Origin of the sequence: Psychromonas ossibalaenae ATCC BAA-1528 (assembly GCF_000381745.1) — a bacterium.
Classification (GTDB): Bacteria; Pseudomonadota; Gammaproteobacteria; order Enterobacterales; family Psychromonadaceae; genus Psychromonas; species Psychromonas ossibalaenae.
Map to the genome: position 1 here is coordinate 26,754 of NZ_KB906997.1, position 20,842 is coordinate 47,595.

Below are 20,842 nucleotides of genomic sequence, written 5' to 3' on the forward strand. Positions count from 1 at the left end.
TGAAGTCGGCAGGTGAGGTATAACCTCACCTGTTTCTATTTGACGAGTACTTGCGATTGTTAGTTATTCTGTTTTTAGAGACTGCAGGAGTTGTTTATCGATCTCCTGGGGGTTAAATACCTCTAGCGCTTCGTGTCCTTCATCATGACAGTCGGCGCATAACTCTTTAGGATCTGTTTCTTCATGCGGCATATGACACTCAATACAGGGCATCTCTTCATCCAGATGTTTCTGGTTATGCTGTTTTCCTTCCACTTTTCCCAGTTCATCATGGCACTCGCTGCAGCTGTTAGTTTCAAATTCAAGATCTTCTGATGGACCTTCATTTTCATGGCAGCCGCCGGCACAATCTTGATCTTTAAGATGTAAGTTAGCCAGGGTGTCGCCATCTGGATTCGGTAGATCTTCTGCCCAGCTGGCTGTACTCAGAGTAAGGACAAAACAAAATAACAAGTTTTTTAATGGTTTCATAATATGGCTTCCATAATTAATTATTTACCTGTGAGCTGCATCTATTTGAACCGGGTCATCTGTCCTGCATAGAGAGTAAACATTATTAATGACATCACCCCTAACAGAGTCAGAACGGCACTGCCTGCTATAAAAGTACTGCTGTGTTTGAGTTTTACACTGGAAAACTGATTCATAAGTACAGGTATAAACAGATCAAAGCCCACTGTACTGAACATTGCCGCTGCACCAAGAGTTCTAAAAATTTTCTTCTGGAATGACCCATTACAGCTCTCCTTTCGACTTGTCTGCCGAACTGTGACAGTCAACACAAAGCTTAATCCGATCTTTGCGTGAAATGTCGTGGATTGGATCTACCGGAGCGAGCAACTGATGGCAGGAAACACAGTTAATTTGTTTAAAATGTACGTCATGTGTCCATTCAGACTGGCGTAGTTTTTGCGGAGTATGACATGCTATACATTGACTGTTCTGCTTCTTTAGCGGCGTTGGAGAGTGCTCTGAAAAAATAACGACGCTTGCTCCGTCTTTTGGATGTTTGCCCTTGATACCATGGCATGCTGTGCAGTTATTATAAAACTCCTCGCTGGCATGAATCCCCTGCATTTTTTTTGCAGGGATTTTTTTTATCTTACGCTCCATTTTATGGCAGCGGATACAGCGTTTATTTTCCTTGATAAGCTTGTGCATTGCCGCATCGTTGTCAATCTGCAGCCTAAAACTAGGCTCCAGAACTACTTCGGCTGGCGCTGTAGGAGCGGTTGTGCTGCTTGCAAAACCTGGCTGATTTATAAAACATAAACCGAAAAAAATGAAAATGAGCGCCCGCTTCAGTTCTCCCATAATGCCTCTTTGTATCGAAAGGTTAACTTCTATGTAGGTTCGTTTTGTTCGAATAAAGAATTTTGCTGATAAAAAGCAATAATGGATTTTATTAAATATCCACGCTACAGATAAGCAGAATAACCAGCCCTTGCTTCCTGCTGGTATCCTGCTTACAACTTAGTTAACTATTTGAATTTCAGATTCAGTACCCCGCGGTGGAATATGTGATTAATCTGAGAGTTGTCAAATACGGCGATACCAAATGGATATACCTTATTCATATCGTTAAACTGTACATCCTGAGTGTCTGCATGTTTACCTGTTGTCACTAATTTACGTTTCATTTCAAGCGTCCAGACACCGTCCTTCCATACACCGACGGTGGTAATATCACCACGAGAACCAGTGAACGGTTTAGTTATAATACCGGGAATACGCTTGGTTTTATTGTAGCCAGCAGTGAACGGCTGTTTTTCTGAATCAAAGATAACAACAGCATCTTCTGTTGGCATAGGAGCAACGAACTTAGGCTGCTTGTTATCTACGTTGTTTACGTAACCGCCGCCGGTTTTATGATCGCCTTTTCGTCCCCAGCCTTTATTTTTCTTTGGATCCTTATTGCTGTCGATATATTGATCATCCTGCTGACCGTTAGGGTTTGTACGCACACCTTTCCAGTGCCACATATCAATGGTTTGCCCCGGCTTAGTATATTTACGGGCAGGGGATTTCGTTTTTATGCCGTCAATTTCTCCATCGCTTGCTCTATGACAGGCTGCATTACAGCCTTTCTTCGCAAATCCATCACTATTGATATCCCAAAGGATAGCGAATTTATCTTCGTAAAAGGTATTGTCGTGACCGGTATCATCTATATTTTTTAACTGTTTCCAACTGCCGTCTTCCTGTTCCATCCATGGAAAGCGATTCATGCTGTGGGTGGGGTCTTTGTAGGTCATTAAGAAATATATATATTGATCATCATAAAGTGATTTCATTTCTACGGTTGTTTTCTTAATGCCTGTGTAGCCGTTATTGGGTTTGTAAGGCAGTTTCTTAAGTTTTACCTTAACACCGGGCGCCTTATTCCAAGCCGCATCGGCGACACCATCGATATTAACTGCCGACATGCTTTTAACGCTTTGTAAAGTTGTCGTTTTTGCTTGAGCAGCAAAGGGGAGTATTGAAAATGCTATAACGGTGCTTGCAATTATTGAGGTTGATCGTTTCATAGCTGTTATTTCCTTTTACAGTAAAAACTTAAATAGCTCACATGCTGTTGTAACCGGTATTTACGTAGCTATTTCAGAAGGAACAAAGGTGAATAAAGAAAAACTACTTCTGTTTTTCACCAGTGAAATTATCGATGCGTTAATAACTTTTTATGCCGTGTATTTGAACTGTATTTAATACAGTAAAATTGTTTTGTGCTGCATATAACGAACGGTCCTCAGGCAGCGACTAATTTATATTTAGTTATTTTTCACTGATATATCTTCGGCTGTCCATTAAGACCACTTAAAACTAAGTTAAACGTAGTTATCGGGGGAAAAATTGCTAATGAGATAAATCAAAAAAACTTGAGCAGCTTGTGTAAACGTTTAACTTTGCATTAAACTGTGACCTATGTCACCTTTGTTGTGGTGGTTTGCTCAAAAAGTGGTTTAGTTTTTATCGGCAAATACTGCAGACCCAAGCATTCGGAAGATGTTCTGAATTTGCATCTTGAAGTCGTTTGGGTATAAATTAACAATTAGATCTTTGCTTCTTAATTAACGGACTTAGCATGCTTGATGCAATTTGTACCTATGACCTGGATAATCCTAAAACCTACTCTATTTTTGAATTTAAGGTTCTGCCGGAAACAGAAATAGATAAGCTGCGTTATTCGCTGCTGTGCCCTGTTTGTAAACAGAAAGCGTATTTCCGTAAAGCCTCCAGAGATGGTAAGCAGGCTTGTTTTGGTTCGCGTTATCACCAAACGGATTGTGAGGAATTTAACCCTTCAGCGTCTAAAAGCGAAGAAGAAAAACAGATCGCAGAAGTGGAACAGATTGTCCTCGAGCAGGATTCGCTGGTGATTGATTTTAGCAAACCAGTTATCAGCAGGAAGAAGCCACCTGAAACAGAGGCGGTCGAAGAAGTTGAAGCGCAGAAAAAACAGCCGGCCGTTCTGGAAAGCCGCTTAAGCAAAGCCGTGCAGTCTCCTAAAAGCAATAATGCAAAGCTGAACAGCGCAGGTTTGGATGAAGAAAATATACCGCCTAAGGCAGCCAGGCAGGGGCTGGCTAAACTGCTGACTAGTTTATTGCGGGGCAGCTCTTTAGCTTCATCAGATCTTTGGATCTACACCAGTGACAAGCATAAATGGCGAGCTAAAAATTTATTCGTCAATATTAAAGATGCACAACCCACCGAAAACAATGCGCCGAGAATGTACTGGGGCACGATATCCCATGCGGACAAGACCCTTAACTGGTTAAATCCAGCAGAGGACCGTTGTGTTGGTTTACCTGTCTCCAAATATCGCGAGCAGCTGCTGAGTTGTTTTGATATTGAAGATCCGGCTGATGTAGAAGGGGCGGGTTTTATTCTGTTCGGCAAATGTGTTTTGAGCAAAGATAAAAAGCGTAAATACATTCATTTATGGGGAAATGACTTGCAGTATTTTTACTTGTCGAAAGTTCGGGAAGGCCGCTAATAATATGATACAGATACAAAAAAAGGGCGCTAGGCCCTTTTCTGATTGATATAGAAGTTTGTTTAAGCTTCTATAATACCCTGGCTTTTCAGGTATTCACTGTACGGGCCGTGGAAATCAACAACTTCGTTTTCCTTGATTTCAATAATACGGGTAGCAAGTGAAGATACAAACTCACGGTCATGGCTTACGAATAGTAAAGTACCTTCGTAGTTTTCAAGTGATAAGTTAAGCGCTTCAATCGATTCCATATCCAGGTGATTGGTAGGCTCATCCATTAGCAGGATGTTTGGCATGTTCATCATTAACTTACCAAATAACATACGTCCCTGCTCACCACCGGAGATGATTTTTACTGATTTACCGATATCGTCAGAGCCGAATAATAAACGTCCTAATGTACCACGCACAGCCTGTTCGTCATCACCAGGTTTCATCCATTGCGCCATCCACTCCATTAGAGTCTGATCTTTTTCAAAATCAGCAGAATGATCCTGCGCGTAATAACCTAAGTTGGCATTTTCAGACCATTTAAATTCACCGGCATCAGGTTGAATTTCGCTCATTAAGGTACGCAGCAGTGTTGTTTTACCTGTACCATTCTGACCGATAATCGCAATACGTTCACCCACTTCAACCATCAGGTTAAGATCTTTAAACAGCGTTGTATCAAAGCTTTTAGTGATATTTTCCATTTCCAGAGCATTACGGAACAGTTTTTTCTCTTGTTTGAAAACAATGTACGGATTAACACGGCTGGATGCTTTAACTTCATCAAGTACAATTTTATCCATCTGCTTAGCACGTGATGTTGCCTGTTTTGCTTTTGATGCGTTGGCAGAGAAGCGGCTTACGAACTCCTGCAGTTCAGAAAGCTGTGCTTTTTTCTTAGCATTTTCAGAAAGCAGACGTTCACGAGCCTGTGTAGCGGCTGTCATGTATTCGTCATAGTTGCCCGGGTATAAACGCAGTTCACCGTAATCGATGTCGGCCATATGTGTACATACAGAGTTTAAGAAGTGACGGTCATGCGAGATGATTACCATAGTACACTGGCGTGCATTTAATTCTGTTTCTAACCAGCGAATAGTGTCGATGTCCAGGTTATTGGTCGGCTCATCAAGCAGCATGATATCTGGATTTGAGAAAAGAACCTGTGCAAGAAGTACACGCAGTTTCCAGCCCGGAGCAACTTCAGACATTAAACCGTAATGCTGTTCAAGTGGAATACCAACGCTTAGCAGCAGCTCTCCGGCACGAGAATCGGCGGTGTAACCGTCCATCTCTGCGAATTCAGTTTCAAGATCAGCAACTTTCATGCCGTCTTCTTCGCTCATCTCTGGAAGGCTGTAGATACGGTTACGTTCAGCCATCACTTCCCACATCTCTTTATGACCCATTAACACGGTATCTAAAACAGAGAATTCTTCGAAAGCGAACTGATCCTGGTGCAGTTTAGCAATACGCTCATTAGGATCTTTAGTAACATTACCAGCACTTGGTTCAAGATCACCCGTTAAGATTTTCATAAAGGTTGATTTACCACAACCATTTGCACCAATCAGACCGTAGCGGTTACCAGTACCAAATTTAACGGAGATGTTTTCAAATAATGGTTTTGCACCAAACTGCATGGTGATGTTGTTAGTACTTAACAAGGTTAGCGTTCCTAATTCAATGTCATACCGACAGATGCCCGGCATCTGAATATGACTGTATTTATATTGGTGATGCAGTGTTTAATAATTCACTACATTTTTTAAGTTGCGCTATTATACAGAGCAATTTGACTATTTATAGAGCAATGGTGATTTAAATCACACCTCTTTCTTAGTTTACTGTAAGCTACGCACCTTATTTATACCCCTTACCCTTTATAGAAGAGACCCGTTTATGAGCTTTGATTCCTTAGGTTTGCCCGATTCATTAGTAAAAGCAGTTAAAGAACAGGGGTATACTGAACCGTCTCCGATTCAGGCTCAGGCGATCCCGGCTGTGTTAGAAGGGAAAGATGTTATGGCAGCCGCTCAGACGGGTACTGGTAAAACTGCTGGTTTTACCCTGCCTTTATTAACATTGCTGGAAAACGGTGAGCGTCCGAAAGCGAATCAGGTGCGTGCACTTATTTTAACGCCGACGCGAGAGCTGGCCGCTCAAGTACATGCGAGTGTTGCGGCTTATGGACAGCACACTAAACTGCGCAGTGCAGTTGTTTTTGGTGGTGTTAAAATTAATCCGCAAATGCAGACCCTGCGCGGCGGTGTCGATATATTGGTGGCAACACCGGGTCGTTTATTAGATTTGTACAACCAGAATGCGGTACGTTTTAAGCAGTTAGAAGTTTTTATTCTAGATGAAGCTGACCGTATGCTGGATATGGGATTCATCCATGACATTAAACGTGTTATCGGATTTTTACCTAAACAGCGTCAGAACCTGCTTTTCTCTGCAACCTTCTCCGATGACATTCGTAAACTGGCAAAAGGCTTAGTCAACAATCCGGTTGAGATTTCAGTAAGTCCGCGTAATACCACTGCAGAAAGTGTGACGCAGTTTATTTACGAAGTAGATAAAACTAAAAAATCGATTGTTTTAAGTACCTTAATTAAAGAACAAAACTGGAAACAAGTATTGGTGTTTGTCAAAACCAAGCATGGTGCTAACCGTTTAGTTAAAAACTTAGATGCGCGTGGTATCCGCTCTGCAGCTATTCACGGCAATAAAAGTCAGGGCGCACGCACCAAAGCGCTAGCCGGATTTAAAGAAAGCCAGATTCAAGTATTAGTGGCTACCGATATCGCTGCCCGTGGTATTGATATCGACCAGCTGCCGCAGGTAGTGAACTTCGATCTGCCGCATGTCAGCGAAGATTATGTGCATCGTATCGGTCGTACCGGCCGTGCAGGTAATGACGGACAGGCTGTTTCATTGGTCTGTCAGGAAGAGTTTAAACTGCTCAAAGATATTGAAAAACTGATTAAAAAAGTTATTCCGCGTAAGACGCTGGAAGGTTTTGAACCTGGCGAACCTCTGCCGCCGTCAGTATTAGATACACGTGCACCTAAGCCTAAAAAACCGAAGAAAGCTAAACCAGGTCACCGTGACGGTCAGCGCTCTGGGCCAAGTACGGGCAGTAACAAAAAACAACGTTCAGCACGTAATAACTTTGTTGGTGAATAAAAGAGCCTTTTTACAGTTAATTAACAGATAAAACTAAAAGCCTTAAATAACCTTGTTGTTTAAGGCTTTTTTGTATCTATTTGTATGCCATGATGTAGAAAAATAATCGAGTGAAGTTTTTTATGAAAAAAATTGCTGTATTTGCAGATGTTCAAAATATCTATTACACATCCCGCCAGGCTTACGGAAAACAGTTTAACTATCGTAAACTCTGGCAGATTATCGAACAGCAGGGAGTTATTGTGAATGCTTTTGCATATGCCATTGACCGTGGCGATAACCAGCAGAAAAAATTTCAGGATGTACTTAAACATCTTGGTTTTGAAGTGAAGCTTAAACCTTATATTCAGCGCAGTGACGGCTCTGCGAAAGGTGACTGGGACGTTGGAATTACCATTGATATTATGGAAATTGCGAAACAGGTGGATACGGTTATTTTACTGTCCGGGGATGGTGATTTTGCGATTCTTCTGGATAAAGTGAGGGACAGTTTCGGCGTGCAGACCGAAGCCTACGGTGTGCCTCAGCTTACCGCTAAAGCATTAATTGATTCCTGCACAGTATTTAACCCGATAGACCAGAATCTATTACTTAGCTGATTATTTACAGCGCTTTTTATAAAGCCCGGCTTTCTTAAAAACCGGGTTTGATTAATAACTTCAAAGATTTAGACCTCTTTGAAATACTCTCTTATTTAGCGACATTACCGGCTACATTTAATGCATCCCAGGTGCGCGAAAAAGGCGGTGCATAACAGAAGTCAAGATAACCTAGTTGAGAAGTGGTCATTTTTGCGGTAATTGCCACTGCTAAAGCATTGATACGGCTGACCGCTCCTTTTTTACCGATAATCTCACCACCAAGCAGCTGCTTTGAGCTTGGATCGTAAACCAGTTTAATTTTTATCGGCTCCTGACCCGGGTAATAATCTGTCTGGTTCTGATCTTCAATAATGGATGTTTTATAAGAGATATTATGCTCTTTGGCGACTATCTCAGAAATCCCGGTACAGGCCAGCTCCTGATCTAATACTTTTAAACAGGAAGAACCCAGCATACCCTCTAAGAAAGTCTCTTTTCCGGCAACGTGATCCGCCATCATACGGGCTTGTTTATTCGCTGTTGTTGCCAGCGGCAGATAAACCATTTTATCAAGCGCTATATGGTAGCTTGCTGCACAGTCGCCTACCGCACTAATATGCTCATCTTCGGTCTGGCCTACTTTATTCACCACTAATGAGCCGTTCGGCAGTTTAGGCAGGTCAAAAGCTTCGGTATTGGGTTTAAAGCCAAGCGATAAAATAATGATATCAGCACGAATTTCACCGTCAGTGGTGTTGATTATGTATCCGCCCTCGCTATGATCCGAAATACTTTCTACGGAGCAGCTGGTTTTTAATGTACCGCCGTTGGTTCTTATGTCCTGCTCAACGGTATTGATCATCTCCGGGCTGAACTGACGGCTCATAATGTGCGTTTCACGCTCAACAATAGTGACGTTTTTATTTAAATGATGGGCCGCGTCAAATACTTCTAAACCGATAAAACCGGCACCGATAATACATACATTTTGTAATGCCGGGTTTTCAAAGGCATTTTTAACATCAAAGCCGTCTTTTTTGCTGGTTAATGTATAAACATGTTCCGGGTTATACTGACCGAAATTAGGTACTATCGGACGTGCACCGGTACAGATAAGCAGTTTATCGTAATCCTGCTGATAGGTTTCTTCGCCGGACTTGATTAATACGCTTTTGTTTTCTTTATCAATACTGATCACTTCTGAATTTACGCGCATATCTAAACCGGATTTGATCGCCTGCTCCGGGCTGCGCGAGATCATTCTGTCGGTATCATGAAACAAACCCGCCGTGAAGTAGGGCAGTCCGCACCCGCCGAAGGAGACATAGTCACGTTTCTCAATCACTATTACTTCATCTTCAGGGCTGTTTCTTTTGTATTTTGCGGCAAAACTCATGCCGGCAGCGTTGCCGCCGATAATTAAATATTTCATATATGTCTGTTACCTAATAACTGTTGTTTCAAATAAAAACAGCACTTTTGTAAAGTGCTGTTTTATTAATTCAGGCGGGATTAAACAATCGCTTCTGCTTCACCTGTCTGCTCGCCGTTATATGCATCAACATCTAAGGTTTTATTCTGCTTAGAGGTGATTACGCCGGAAAGCATTGAACCTGAGATATTAAGCGCGGTTCTTGCCATATCGATAAGTGCTTCGATGGAAACTAGAATAGCGACAACCGTAATATCAAGACCCATAATGGTTAATACCGCAACCGCTGCAAACGTTGCGCCGCCGCCTACACCGGCAATACCGAAAGAGGCAATGGCAATGACAGCAACAAGCTGAAGCATAAAGCTCAGATCAATCGGCATACCCATTACCTGGGCAGCCATAATCGCCAGCATCGCCGGGTAAATACCCGCACAACCGTTCTGACCGATACTGGTACCAAATGTTGCTGACATATTTGCTGTTTCTTCATCAACACCTAAACGTTCTGTTTGTGTCTGCACATTCAGAGGAATGGCGGCCATACTTGAACGAGAACCGAAACCGAATACAAGAACTGGCCATGTTTTCTGTGCAAATTGAATAGGAGATAAGCCGAATACTGCGACCATAATTAAATGGATGGCGTACATAACAAAGATTGCAGCGTAACTTGCTAACAGGAAGCGTCCCATCTCTGCAAGTGCAAACAGGTCATTAGTCATCATGAAGCTGGTCATTAATGCAAACACGCCGTAAGGTGTCAGCTTTAAGATTTCACGTACCATAGACAGTACAACTTCTTTAGCTGCATTGATGAAATCAATAAAGTTTTGCACTTTTTCAGGGCGGCGTTTTTTAACCTGCAGGATGCTGTATCCTAAGAACATACCAAACAGTACCGTTGAAAGTGTAGAGGTACGTTCAGAGCCGGTCAGCATATCAAAGATATTTCCCGGGATAATTGACAGGAACAGGCCGGATAGTCCCAGGCTTTCCATAGATGTCTGCGTAGATGCAAGCGAGTGTTCACGCATATGTATATCACTGTTAGAGCCGACAGTCGTAACCAGCGCATTTGCGTCAATACCAAAAATATAAACTGCGGCAACACCGACAACTGCAGAAATAGCAACCGTAAATATCAGCGTCGCTAATACTTTTGGTGCGATTTTAGATAGTGCACCGCCGCCGTCAACATTCATGATTGCAGATATCATCGCTACAAATACCAGCGGGATAACAATCATCTGTAGTAATTTAATGTAACCTTTGCCGAAAACAGAGATAAGCTCAGTAAAGCCGGTTAGCATTTCGTTATTAAAACCAAGAGTGAGCTGGATTGCACCGCCGAACATTAAACCGCCGACCAGCGCGCTTAATACTCTGAAGTTAAATGATTTACGCTGTTTTTTAAAACGGCTTAACATGGCATAAAAGCCTAAAAACAGGGCGCTTAATATAATAAATGTGATACTCATAGGAACTCCTAAAAATACAGCTTATAGTGTGATTATTTAATAAAAGCGACAGCTTCAACTTCAACGAGTGCATCTTTTGGTAAACGGGCCGCTTCAACACATGAACGTGCAGGCGCTGCGTCTGTACCAAAAATTTCCAGGTACACTTCATTAAATGCAGCAAAGTCTTCCATATTTGCTAAGAAGCAGGTTGTTTTCAACACTGAATCCAATGCTGCTCCGCTCTCTTCCAGTACTGCTTTTAAGTTGTTTAATGACTGAGCTGCCTGCTCTTTAATACCGCCTTCGATAAACACCATGGTCTCCGGGACAAGCGGAAGCTGTCCTGATGTGAATACCAGATTACCCAGAGAAACCCCCTGAGAATATGGACCGATGGCTGCCGGAGCGTGTTTTGTATCAATTATTTTTTTCATTTTTAGACCTTATGATTAATGTTGATTATTTAATGTTGTAAATGTGAAATTGTTTGTTTTAATTCTTCGGCTTTAAACTCGCGGATATATTTATATATCGCATGACGTGTTATACCTAAGCGTTCAGAAACCAGTGAAGTGGTCTCTTTTAGCTCAAAAACGCCGTTTTCAAATAAGCGTTTAGTGATTGCTTTATTGGTGCCCTTTAGTCTGATGCTTGAGTCCTTCTCTGTATCCTCAATCGCATTATCGAGAGCCTGAGTGATAACATCTGCCGCGTTAGAGCTGAAATTTTCGTTAACCACGGTATTAGCAATTGAGGTATCCGGCATGAGGGTTTTGATGATTTCTGGAAAAGGATATGAGAGGTTCATATTGATACAGAACATACCGATCGCTTGGCCGTTATCACCGGCTAAAACACAGGTTGTTGATTTTAATATTGAACCGTCTTTGCTATTAGTAAAATAGCATTTCGGAGATACGTCACCGGTTTTCTCAAATGCATTAAGCATTTTCAAACCTAAATCAGTAATAGGAGAGCCTACTTTACGACCGGTATGGTGGCCGTTAACAATTTTCAGCACTGATTTTTCATAGCTTTCAAAAGAGTGGATCACCACTTCACAATGCGGGCCGATAAAATCGGCAATGGTATCTGCTAAACGAAAATAAGCCTTCAGAGCTTCCTTGTCGTTTTCACTGTATTTATTATTTATTATATCTTTCATCTCGGCTCACTATTGTTAACTTTGCGGAGGGATTCTGCTCTTTATGTGTTTTATACACAAGGTAAAGTTAACAAAATGTAACCTTTTCGTTGTGGTTGTGCGAACTTTGTCACTGTTTGTTGTAGGTGATTTATTTGTACTCATAACGTCAAATGGGTAAGTGGTTGTTTTTGTTGTTTGTTGTTGGTGAAGTGTTGATGTTTTTGTTGTTTTTGTCACGTTTGAGGTTGTGTTTTGTTAACTGTGTTTCTGTTAACAAAATGTAACTGTATCGATGTGTTTGCCGCTTATAAATAGGTTATGGATATCATGCAGTTATGCTGAATTATTGTTCTTTCAGCTTCTGAGAGTACCGCTAGCCCTGCTCGCAGATCTGTTTTATTCCTTTATTTTCTCACTGCTTTCTGCGATCCGCTGTTTTTTGCTGCTAATGCACGCCAGTCTGTCGCAGCATTAGCCAGCTCTGTGAATTTTACTCTTGCCTGCTTATCTACCCCTGACATTATGCCGCCGTAGTGAGCTTTTAATACTTTTGTTGAACCGTGTGATTTAGGGCTGCTGCACATATACTTCTCCTAATCTCTATTGTTAAATGACCTGTCTTTTACTGGTAAAATTTCCAAACTAATTAAAGGTAATAAAGTGGACCAGTTACTTGATGAATTAAAAACTTATATTGAACCGCAGAAAGCGGCTTTTTTTCCAACGTTTTTTAAAGCTTTTCCTGGTGGTTACGGAGAAGGAGATCTGTTTTGGGGAATACGCGTTCCGCCGCTGCGCCTGCTGGCTAAAAAATATAATAATCTGTCACTGGATGAACTGATCCCTTTGATTACTTCAAAAATACATGAACAGCGGATGCTCGCTTTGTTTATCTTACGTTTGAAGTTTGAAAAATCGTCAGCCGATCAGCAGCTGTTAATTATCACTTTTTATCTGCAGTACCTTGAAGGAGTAAATAACTGGGATCTGGTTGACAGCTCTGCACATTATTTATTAGGCACCTGGTTACTGGATAAAGAGACACAGCAGATATGGAAGCTTGCCGACAGTGATAACCTATGGTTTCAGCGTATCGCGGTTATGAGCAGTTTTGCGTTTATCAAAGCCGGACGTTTTGAACTGACCCTGCAGTTAGCTGAGCATTTATTAAATCATCCGCATGATTTAATGCATAAAGCTATCGGCTGGATGCTGCGTGAAATTGGTAATCGTGATTTAATGGTGGAGATGCAGTTTCTAGATAAGTTCTATTCAATAATGCCGCGCACTATGCTTCGTTATGCGATTGAAAAATTTCCACAGCCGTTAAGGCTGGATTATTTAAAAGGTCACCGTTAAGCGGCTGCCGGCACTCTTAAATATCTCAGAACAGTTATCCCTGTATTTTCAATGGTTTTGTGAAACTGATTTTATTTAAGTGAAATCAGTAATACCAAAGTGCGCCGTGCTGTTTTATGATGTCGCCCCTGAATAATCTGAAGCGCTTAAGCAGGAAATTTGAGGCGCGACAAAAACACCAAGGTTAAGCTGAACAAAGTCAGTTTAATATGATTTTTATAGGCTGCGTTTTAGCAGCGATACAGGCGCGGGCTGGAGTACTGTCATAAGGAATGACTTTCTAATCCCGCGCGGTAAACAATCGATAAGGCAGATATTTTGAATTTAAAATTAACAGGCGGGACTTTGCTTATTGCAGGGACTGCATTAGGCGCCGGTATGCTGGCAATTCCTATGGTATTAGCGCAGTTCGGGCTGCTTTGGGGAACAGTATTAATGCTCCTTATCTGGCTTGGTACTACCTATGCAGCGCTGCTGCTGCTTGAAGCTACAATAAAGTCCGGCGGTGGTATCGGCATGAACAGCATTGCCCGTAAAACACTAGGTAAACAAGGGCAGCTGCTGACCAACGCCTTATTATATTGTCTGGTAACCTGTTTAATGATTGCTTATATCGTCAGTGCCGGGGATCTGCTGCGCCAGGTTTTAGGGAATTATGGTCTTGAGTTAAATTTACTGCAGAGTCAGATTCTGTTTACCTGCATTACCGGTATTTTTGTTGCTCAGGGCACGGCCGCGGTTGATAAACTTAACCGGGTATTATTCTTTGTGATGCTGGTTGTATTGACGATTACTCTTATTTACCTGGTTCCAAATATATCATCGGAGAATTTTTCGCTGGTAAGCAATGACAGTAAAGTCGATCTGATAAAAAACAGTGCTGTTTTATTTACCAGTTTTGGTTTTATGGTAGTTGTACCGTCTGTAGTGAAATACAACAGTGAAGCAACTCATAAGCAGCTGAGAAATATGGTGGTAATCGGGGCGACCATTCCACTGTTCTGTTATCTGCTGTGGTTGTATGCGGTTGTAGGTAATCTACCTGTGGAACAGTTAGTGAAGTTTTCTAATGTATCTGAGCTGATCAGCGTATTAAGCCAGCGCTACGAAAATATCGGACCTGTTTTATCATTATTTACTGGACTGGCACTGCTGACTTCTTTTCTTGGTGTGGCTATGTCTTTGTTTGACCAGAACCGTGATCTGTTTAATAAAAACAAATCAGTCACCTTTGTGATTACTTTTATGCTGCCGTTAATGGGCGCGTTATTAGCTAAAGACGAGTTTATCGGTGTATTAGCTTATGCGGGGATTATCTTAGTTTTCCTGGCTGTTTTTGTACCGATGGCAATGGTATTAAAGGTGCGTTCAAATAAGTTTAAAGATTTATTAGAAGAAGGTTCACATTACCAGGTAGCCGGTGGACGAGCAGCGCTGCTTGCAAGTTTTACCTTTGGTGGTTTCTTACTGGTTTCACAGCTTATTTAGTAAATTTCAGGTCACCTATAAGCTTTATGGGTGACCTGTATTCTTATTCATTTATAGGTTATCTGGTCCTAAACTGACTAGCCGCTTATCGAAGTTTTTACCCTCAAGCCGCTCCATAAATGCCTGCTGCGCATTACTCAAGCCGACAACCATCAGTTATTTATACTGAATTCTACCTGCGCTGAATGACTATCAACTTAATGATATTGATATTTACGCGTTTTTTCCGCCGGGATCTGCGGGATCCCAAAAACTACGTTTATGGATTTCTTAAAGGCGTTTTTTAATAAGGAGGCTCTTTAAAGTTTGCAAAGCGATAGTGCAGAGTTGGTTAATCAGTTAGCATTTTGTTATTATTCGTTTAATTTGTTTGGCTATCTAATAAGAAGTGTTATGGAAAGAATTCAACGAAGATATGTTGCGCTTGGTAATGAGCTCATTAAGCAGCTTAAAACTAAAAACTATAAGATTGGTGATCGCCTGCCTACTGAACGGGATATTGCAGAGTCTTTTGCTGTCAGCAGAACCGCTATTCGTGACGCAATTATCATGCTGGAACTGCAGGGCTTGGTTGAAGTTCGTAAAGGATCCGGGGTTTATGTCACAGCGCTTCCCGATGATATTTCACAGGGCTCGTCAACCGAAAATTCTGATCATGAGGAAGAGGATCTAGGGATCTTTGAGATGCTCCAGGCCAGGCAGCTTTTGGAAAGCAATATTGCTGAATTTGCCGCCATCCATGTTACCCGTGCACAGATAGTGCGCATGAAACATGTACTGGATAATGAAAGAAAAGCAATCGAAGCGGGTAATACGGAATATGATTATGATAATGAGTTTCATGTTCTAATTGCGAAATCAACCCAGAATAATTACCTGGTAGAAGTGGCTAATAATTTCTGGAAACGCCGTGCTGCCAGTAAAATGTGGGCACAGCTGCACACTCATATTCACACTGACAGTTATAGAAAACAGTTCCTTGACGATCACGCTAAGATCCTTTCTGCCCTGCAGAAAAAAGATCCGGCTCTGGCAAAGCAGGCCATGTGGCAGCATATGGAAAACGTTAAAGATGTATTATTTTCACTTTCTGATGTAGATTCAAAAGATTTTGACGGTTACCTTTTTGATTCTTACAAAGTTGATTAATTTTCAGCACCGTCTTTTTGCTCAGTCTGTTTGTGTCGAATAACGGCGTTTTTATTAACGCCGAAGCCTTCCCGGTTTTCTTAAGTCAATTAAGCATTTCCCCTAGCTCTGTAAATTTAGTAAAGTCAGTTTTTTAATCATTTAAAAGGTCTGCATCGTGGCAAAGTTTATTATTATCGCTTTTGTTTTAGTTGGTCTGTTTTTCATTTTTCAGCGTTTCAGCAGTAGTAAAAATGCACCGCAGAATATTGAGATTGGTATTGAATTTCTTGAGCAGAATGCGCTCAAAGAAGGTGTTAAAAGCACCGAATCTGGTATGCAGTATGAAGTATTAACTAAAGGTGAAGGCACGCAGAATCCAACAGCTAAAAGCAGCGTAGAAGTGCATTATCATGGTACCTTAATTGACGGCACGGTATTTGACAGCTCAGTCGAGCGCGGTAAGTCGATCTCATTCGGTTTGAATCAGGTTATCCCCGGCTGGACTGAAGGTGTACAGCTGATGGCTGCCGGTGATAAATTCCGTTTCTATATTCCAAGTAATTTAGCTTACGGGAATCGTGGTGTTGGTAAAATTCCAGCCGGATCTCTGCTGATTTTTGATGTTGAATTAATTGCCATTAACGATTAGTTATTAAGAGCTGCTGGTCACGGTTTGATTTCCGTGACCTTTTAGTTTTTTACAAGCTATTCACAAGGTGGAGCAATATGAATGACAGCCAGTCCGCCTAAAGATGTTTCGCGGTATTTTTTATTCATATCCTTACCTGTCTGATACATAGTATCAATCACTTTATCTAATGAAATAAGTGACTTACTGTTCCTTTTTAAAGCCATACGTGAAGCATTAATCGCTTTCATTGCGCCCATTGCATTACGCTCAATACAGGGGATCTGTACTAAACCACCGATTGGATCACAGGTCATGCCCAGAGAATGCTCCATGGCGATTTCAGCTGCAATACAGATCTGCTCATTACTGCCGCCGCGAATGGCGGTTAATCCAGCCGCCGCCATAGAGGAGGATACGCCGATCTCTCCCTGGCACCCGACTTCAGCACCGGAAATTGAAGCATTCATTTTATAGAGCATGCCGATAGCCGCCGACACGGCTAAAAAGTCTTTCAGCTGTTTTGTATCTAATTCACGAATGAACTTATTGTAATACATCAGCACAGCCGGAATAACGCCGGCCGCTCCGTTGGTTGGTGAAGTAACCACCTGCCCGCCAGCTGCATTCTCTTCACTGACAGCAAAAGCATAAAGGTTAACCCAGTCAAGAATGGTCATTGGATCGCTGTCAATCGCCTGATTAGATTCCAGGGTTTTTAATAATGCCGGCGCGCGTCTGACAACCTTTAATCCGCCTTCAAGGATCCCTTCCGTCTGCAGCCCTCGTTCAATGCATAGATACATGACTTTCCATATCTGTGCTGTTTTTGCATCTAATGTTTCAGCGTCACAAAAAGCCAGTTCATTTTTCTGTACTAAAGCGCCGATGCTCAGCCCCTGCTGTTCCGCGAAATCCAGCATAGTTTCTGCTGAGTTAAACGGGAAGGGCACTGCTGTGTCGGTCTGTGTTGTAGCGTTTTTTAATTCTGCTTCGGTATTGATGAAACCACCGCCGGTGGAATAATAAGTTTCGAAAGCCAGGCGCTTATTATCGCTGTCAAAGGCGCTGATGGTCATGCCGTTTTCATGCAGATCCAGGCTTTTCTTATGAAAAACAATCGCAGTGTCAGGGTTGAAGTGAATAAGATGTTTATTTAAAACGCTCAGCTGTGCGCTGTCGGTTATTTTATTAAGCAGTTTTTCTGCACTGCCGGTTTTGATTGTTTCAGGTTTGAAGCCTAATAACCCCAGCATAACTGCACGGTCGGTATGGTGACCTTTTCCGGTTAAGGATAAAGAGCCGTACAGATCTACAGTGATGCTTTTCACCTGCGGCAAATCCTGTTTAAGCAGTAAAGCAAATTTATATCCGGCAATCATAGGGCCGCTGGTATGAGAGCTTGAAGGGCCAATACCGATTTTGTAAATATCAAAAATGGATAACATATTTCATTCCTATTGCACTCTTATAATACCGGGGACAGTGAGAGTGTCTGTGAATTAATTAATAATAAACCAAGTAGAAAAAGTGCGCTGCCGCCGCTTAACTGCAACAGTAAGCTAAACAAGGATAGTTTAAACGCGGCAGTATGCGAACGCAGATAACGGCGAATCAGATGTTTTCCTGAAATGGTTAACAGGGCAATGCTGGAGATAGTTGCTGCTGTACCTATTGCCATTACAAAGGCGCTGATAATGCCCAGCCAGTAGATATCCAGCATGTTTGCAAAGAGCAATACCATAATCGCGCCGGTGCAGGGACGAATACCGATACTAAAAATAACGGCTGCATATTCGCGTAAAGAAGAGGACTGATTTATCTGCGCCGCATCAGCCAGGTGTTTATGGCCGCATCCGCAGGCGCTGTGCTTTTCACAATCAGCAGCTTTTATACCAGCAGTTCTTTTTAGCTGGTAACTGTCTGCTTTGTTTTCTGCTTGTATCTGCTTGAGAGAGTTGAGGGTCAGTATTTGCTTTTCACCTGTAACTTTTGATTTTTTATTAAACAGAACTATCTGTTTTAACGCCCGGTAACTAATAAACAGACCCAGTAAAATCAGGGCGAAAAAACTAAAACCGATTAATAATTCTGCTTTATGATTTATTTCACGCATAGATGATTGATAAACAAGCAGTAAAACTGAAACTAAGAGAACGGCAACAACGGCCTGCATCAGTGAGGCTAAGGCTGACAGGATCAGGCTGACTTTTACTTTTGTCGGATGAGTTGCTAAGTAAGTCGTTACTATTATCTTTCCGTGCCCGGGGCCGGCTGAATGCAGTACTCCATAGATAAAACTTAGTCCGGCTAAGGAAAAGCCTGCCTCAAAGAGATTTTCTTTGGCTAAATATAAGAGCTCGCTAAGCTGGTTATTAATTTCACCCTGCCACCTGATACTGGAAATGACCAGTGACGGCCAAAGCTGCCAGAGGGAGTAGGCACCCCAAAAAAACAGTGTTAGAAAAACTAACAGGCTTAATTTATTAAAGCTGAAAAATTTATTAGTGTGCATTTTGTTCCCGGCATTTAAGTTTAACTGTCTGAGTGAATAACTGCCCCAGTTCATTATCGGGATCGGCATCATCGGGCAGAGAAAGTGCGTAGCTCATCTGCTCTGCTGTCGGGTTTGGTGCAATTAAGTCAATTAAGCAGGACCGGGTTAACGCTTCGGAAAGCTCTATATCAGCGCTTTTTTTCCAGGACATATCAATGTAATAACTCGGTTCAAATATTAATAAACGCAAAGAGTCGGCTGTTAACGGCTGCGGTTTGGAAAGCGGCAGATCAAAGCTTAAAATCAGCTTTGCCTTGTCTTGTTTCAACTGAGCATTCTGCGCTGTTTTATATTTAACCGGTTTTTCATCATCATAGAAATAGGTGAAATAATGCTCGTTGTACATATTTTCAATAACGGAATCGGCTAGTTTCTGCAGTGTTTCAGCCCTGTTTTCTGGAGACAGATCTTCGCCGTCAAGCATATACATCGAGGTCATTGCATCAAAGCTCCAGCTCATATGAAAGCCGCTTATATGTGAGTCCGATCCCTGAATAACTGTTTTGGTATCTACCCAGGAGTGAGGGTGTGCCTGGACAGAGGCCGCTGCAAACAGGCTGAGACACAGCAGCAGTACCTTTAATTCTCCTGAATTGTTAAAAAATCCATTTACCCAAGGTTTGTTCTGTTGTTGAACAATAGGTAATTTCACGCTTTAATTTCTCCTAAGCTTATAAAGTGATTAGAAAGGCTGAGTTGTACTGCAGTCTAGCTAATTTGAATATACAGTAAATTAAGTACAGAGCATATGTGAATAGAGCCTGCGTATCCGCTTTGCCGCTTATTGAAACCAAATGTGTATTTCTAGAAATACTCATTAGTCGATTCATTTTATTTATTATTAACGTACCATTGGAAAATCCCCCTATTATTCGAGTTATGTATGTTAATCGACCATTCGTTACAGACTTACCTGTTATCTCTCTGTCATGCCGATCAGATAACCGACATAAGCTTAATTCAAGGTGTCTGGGGCGGTTATGGAGAACTGTTCAGGGTTACTTTTGCAGGAGGGAAAGTTAACTCTGTTGTAGTTAAGCAGGTTAACACCCCGCGCCCGCAGTCGCATCCCAGAGGCTGGAACACCTCCCTTGCACATCAGCGTAAATTGTTTTCTTATCAGGTCGAATCTAACTGGTATTCATATTACGCTAGTTCGGCTAATGAAAATTGTTATTCACCCCGCTGCTTAGATGCCCAGAACAGTGAGCAGAAAATATTACTGGTATTAGAAGATTTGGCTGAGGCCGGCTATCCGCTTGTTAAAACTGAAGTCACCCTAGAGCAGGCGAAAATCTGTATCAGCTGGCTGGCTAGTTTTCATGCTCATCATCTGCAGGAAAATGCACAGGGCTTATGGCCTATTGGTACCTATTGGCACCTGGGCACCCGGCCAGATGAGCTAGATGTTCTGCAGGATAAAAAGCTTAAAAACGCAGCCGGGAAAATAGATAAGATCCTGTCTCAATGTGAATTTCAAACCATTGTGCATGGCGACGCCAAACTTGCTAATTTCTGCTTCTCCGAAGACGGCAAAAAAGCGGCTGCTGTTGATTTTCAATATGCGGGTAAGGGCTGCGGTATGAAAGATCTGATTTTGTTTATCAGCAGCTGTATCCCCCCAGATAAATGCTTTCAATTGGAATCATTACTTATTGATTACTATTTTAAAGCTTTAACTGAAGCTCTCGTAAAAGCACAGCCGCAAATAGATGCAGAGCAGGTTGAGCTAGCCTGGCGGCCTTTATATGGAGTAGCGTGGGCTGATTTTCAGCGTTTTGTAAAAGGCTGGTCCCCGGACCATTGGAAGATTAATGATTACACTGAGCAGTTAACCCGAAAAGTCTTAGATTCGTTAGATCAGTTCGAGTAGATGCTA

The 20,842-nt window shown here is 41.9% G+C and carries 21 protein-coding genes; 8 read left to right on the plus strand and 13 right to left on the minus strand.

The window, feature by feature from the left end:
• Window positions 1-63: 63 nt before the first annotated feature.
• The 4 genes from G327_RS0114875 to G327_RS0114890 form a co-directional block, all read right to left on the minus strand.
• Window positions 64-471 carry a cytochrome c3 family protein gene (locus G327_RS0114875; RefSeq protein WP_019615592.1) on the minus strand — a complete coding sequence of 136 codons (408 nt, stop codon included), beginning with the start codon at window positions 469-471 and terminating at the stop codon, window positions 64-66.
• Window positions 472-512: 41 nt separating this feature from the next.
• The gene (gene nrfD / locus G327_RS26885) at window positions 513-689 is read right to left on the minus strand and encodes an NrfD/PsrC family molybdoenzyme membrane anchor subunit (RefSeq protein ID WP_019615593.1); all 177 of its coding nucleotides are present in this window, start codon (window positions 687-689) and stop codon (window positions 513-515) included.
• 46 nt (window positions 690-735) lie between these two features.
• A complete protein-coding gene (locus G327_RS0114885) occupies window positions 736-1,314 on the minus strand; it encodes a multiheme c-type cytochrome (protein WP_019615594.1) in 579 nt (192 codons plus the stop codon).
• 167 nt (window positions 1,315-1,481) lie between these two features.
• Entirely contained in the window at window positions 1,482-2,528 is a 1,047-nt protein-coding gene (locus G327_RS0114890; protein WP_019615595.1) for an ethylbenzene dehydrogenase-related protein, read from the minus strand.
• Between the two features lie 554 nt (window positions 2,529-3,082).
• On the opposite strand from G327_RS0114890, the gene G327_RS0114900 reads away from it, so the two are divergent.
• Window positions 3,083-3,997 (plus strand): hypothetical protein, encoded by a 915-nt coding sequence (locus G327_RS0114900; protein WP_019615597.1) that lies wholly within the window; start codon window positions 3,083-3,085, stop codon window positions 3,995-3,997.
• A gap of 62 nt (window positions 3,998-4,059) precedes the next feature.
• On the opposite strand, the gene G327_RS0114905 is transcribed toward G327_RS0114900, so the two are convergent.
• Window positions 4,060-5,655, minus strand: a complete 1,596-nt coding sequence (locus tag G327_RS0114905) for an ABC-F family ATPase (RefSeq protein WP_026339375.1) — start codon at window positions 5,653-5,655, stop codon at window positions 4,060-4,062.
• A 235-nt stretch (window positions 5,656-5,890) separates the two neighbouring features.
• On the opposite strand from G327_RS0114905, the gene G327_RS0114910 reads away from it, so the two are divergent.
• A complete protein-coding gene (locus tag G327_RS0114910; RefSeq protein WP_019615599.1) occupies window positions 5,891-7,177 on the plus strand; it encodes a DEAD/DEAH box helicase in 1,287 nt (428 codons plus the stop codon).
• Window positions 7,178-7,299: 122 nt separating this feature from the next.
• A complete protein-coding gene (locus G327_RS0114915; RefSeq protein ID WP_019615600.1) occupies window positions 7,300-7,776 on the plus strand; it encodes an NYN domain-containing protein in 477 nt (158 codons plus the stop codon).
• Between the two features lie 91 nt (window positions 7,777-7,867).
• Here the strand turns inward: G327_RS0114915 and G327_RS0114920 are convergent, their stop codons facing one another.
• From G327_RS0114920 to G327_RS0114940, 5 genes are all read right to left on the minus strand, one after another.
• On the minus strand, window positions 7,868-9,190 hold the full coding sequence (locus G327_RS0114920) for a CoA-disulfide reductase (RefSeq protein WP_019615601.1): 1,323 nt from the start codon (window positions 9,188-9,190) through the stop codon (window positions 7,868-7,870).
• Window positions 9,191-9,270: 80 nt separating this feature from the next.
• Window positions 9,271-10,671, minus strand: a complete 1,401-nt coding sequence (locus tag G327_RS0114925) for a cation:dicarboxylate symporter family transporter (RefSeq protein WP_019615602.1) — start codon at window positions 10,669-10,671, stop codon at window positions 9,271-9,273.
• A gap of 32 nt (window positions 10,672-10,703) precedes the next feature.
• Window positions 10,704-11,087, minus strand: coding sequence for a RidA family protein (locus tag G327_RS0114930; RefSeq protein WP_019615603.1), 384 nt, complete (start codon window positions 11,085-11,087; stop codon window positions 10,704-10,706).
• A gap of 29 nt (window positions 11,088-11,116) precedes the next feature.
• Window positions 11,117-11,818: a helix-turn-helix transcriptional regulator gene (locus G327_RS0114935; RefSeq protein WP_019615604.1), complete on the minus strand. Its 702-nt coding sequence runs from the start codon at window positions 11,816-11,818 to the stop codon at window positions 11,117-11,119.
• 386 nt (window positions 11,819-12,204) lie between these two features.
• Entirely contained in the window at window positions 12,205-12,384 is a 180-nt protein-coding gene (locus G327_RS0114940) for a hypothetical protein (protein WP_019615605.1), read from the minus strand.
• A gap of 76 nt (window positions 12,385-12,460) precedes the next feature.
• Between G327_RS0114940 and G327_RS0114945 the strand changes: the two genes are divergently transcribed.
• The 4 genes from G327_RS0114945 to bamJ all read left to right on the plus strand — a co-directional run bounded on the left by G327_RS0114945 (window position 12,461) and on the right by bamJ (window position 16,427).
• Entirely contained in the window at window positions 12,461-13,159 is a 699-nt protein-coding gene (locus G327_RS0114945; RefSeq protein ID WP_019615606.1) for a DNA alkylation repair protein, read from the plus strand.
• Between the two features lie 318 nt (window positions 13,160-13,477).
• Window positions 13,478-14,647 carry an amino acid permease gene (locus G327_RS0114950; RefSeq protein WP_019615607.1) on the plus strand — a complete coding sequence of 390 codons (1,170 nt, stop codon included), beginning with the start codon at window positions 13,478-13,480 and terminating at the stop codon, window positions 14,645-14,647.
• Between the two features lie 393 nt (window positions 14,648-15,040).
• Window positions 15,041-15,796, plus strand: coding sequence for an FCD domain-containing protein (locus G327_RS0114955; RefSeq protein ID WP_019615608.1), 756 nt, complete (start codon window positions 15,041-15,043; stop codon window positions 15,794-15,796).
• A 175-nt stretch (window positions 15,797-15,971) separates the two neighbouring features.
• Window positions 15,972-16,427, plus strand: coding sequence for a BamJ family beta-barrel-assembly machinery protein (bamJ, locus tag G327_RS0114960; protein WP_425413793.1), 456 nt, complete (start codon window positions 15,972-15,974; stop codon window positions 16,425-16,427).
• Between the two features lie 56 nt (window positions 16,428-16,483).
• Here the strand turns inward: bamJ and G327_RS0114965 are convergent, their stop codons facing one another.
• The 3 genes from G327_RS0114965 to G327_RS0114975 are packed head-to-tail and all read right to left on the minus strand — an operon-like array spanning window position 16,484 to window position 19,615.
• Entirely contained in the window at window positions 16,484-17,854 is a 1,371-nt protein-coding gene (locus tag G327_RS0114965; protein WP_019615610.1) for an L-serine ammonia-lyase, read from the minus strand.
• Window positions 17,855-17,874: 20 nt separating this feature from the next.
• Window positions 17,875-18,921: a nickel/cobalt transporter gene (locus tag G327_RS0114970; RefSeq protein WP_019615611.1), complete on the minus strand. Its 1,047-nt coding sequence runs from the start codon at window positions 18,919-18,921 to the stop codon at window positions 17,875-17,877.
• Complete coding sequence (locus tag G327_RS0114975) at window positions 18,911-19,615, minus strand: DUF1007 family protein (protein WP_019615612.1); 705 nt, start codon at window positions 19,613-19,615, stop codon at window positions 18,911-18,913. Before G327_RS0114975 ends, G327_RS0114970 begins: the two co-directional genes overlap by 11 nt.
• A gap of 231 nt (window positions 19,616-19,846) precedes the next feature.
• Here G327_RS0114975 and G327_RS0114980 point away from each other — a divergent pair, with 231 nt between their 5' ends.
• Window positions 19,847-20,836 (plus strand): phosphotransferase, encoded by a 990-nt coding sequence (locus tag G327_RS0114980; protein ID WP_019615613.1) that lies wholly within the window; start codon window positions 19,847-19,849, stop codon window positions 20,834-20,836.
• The last annotated feature ends 6 nt before the right edge of the window (window positions 20,837-20,842 follow it).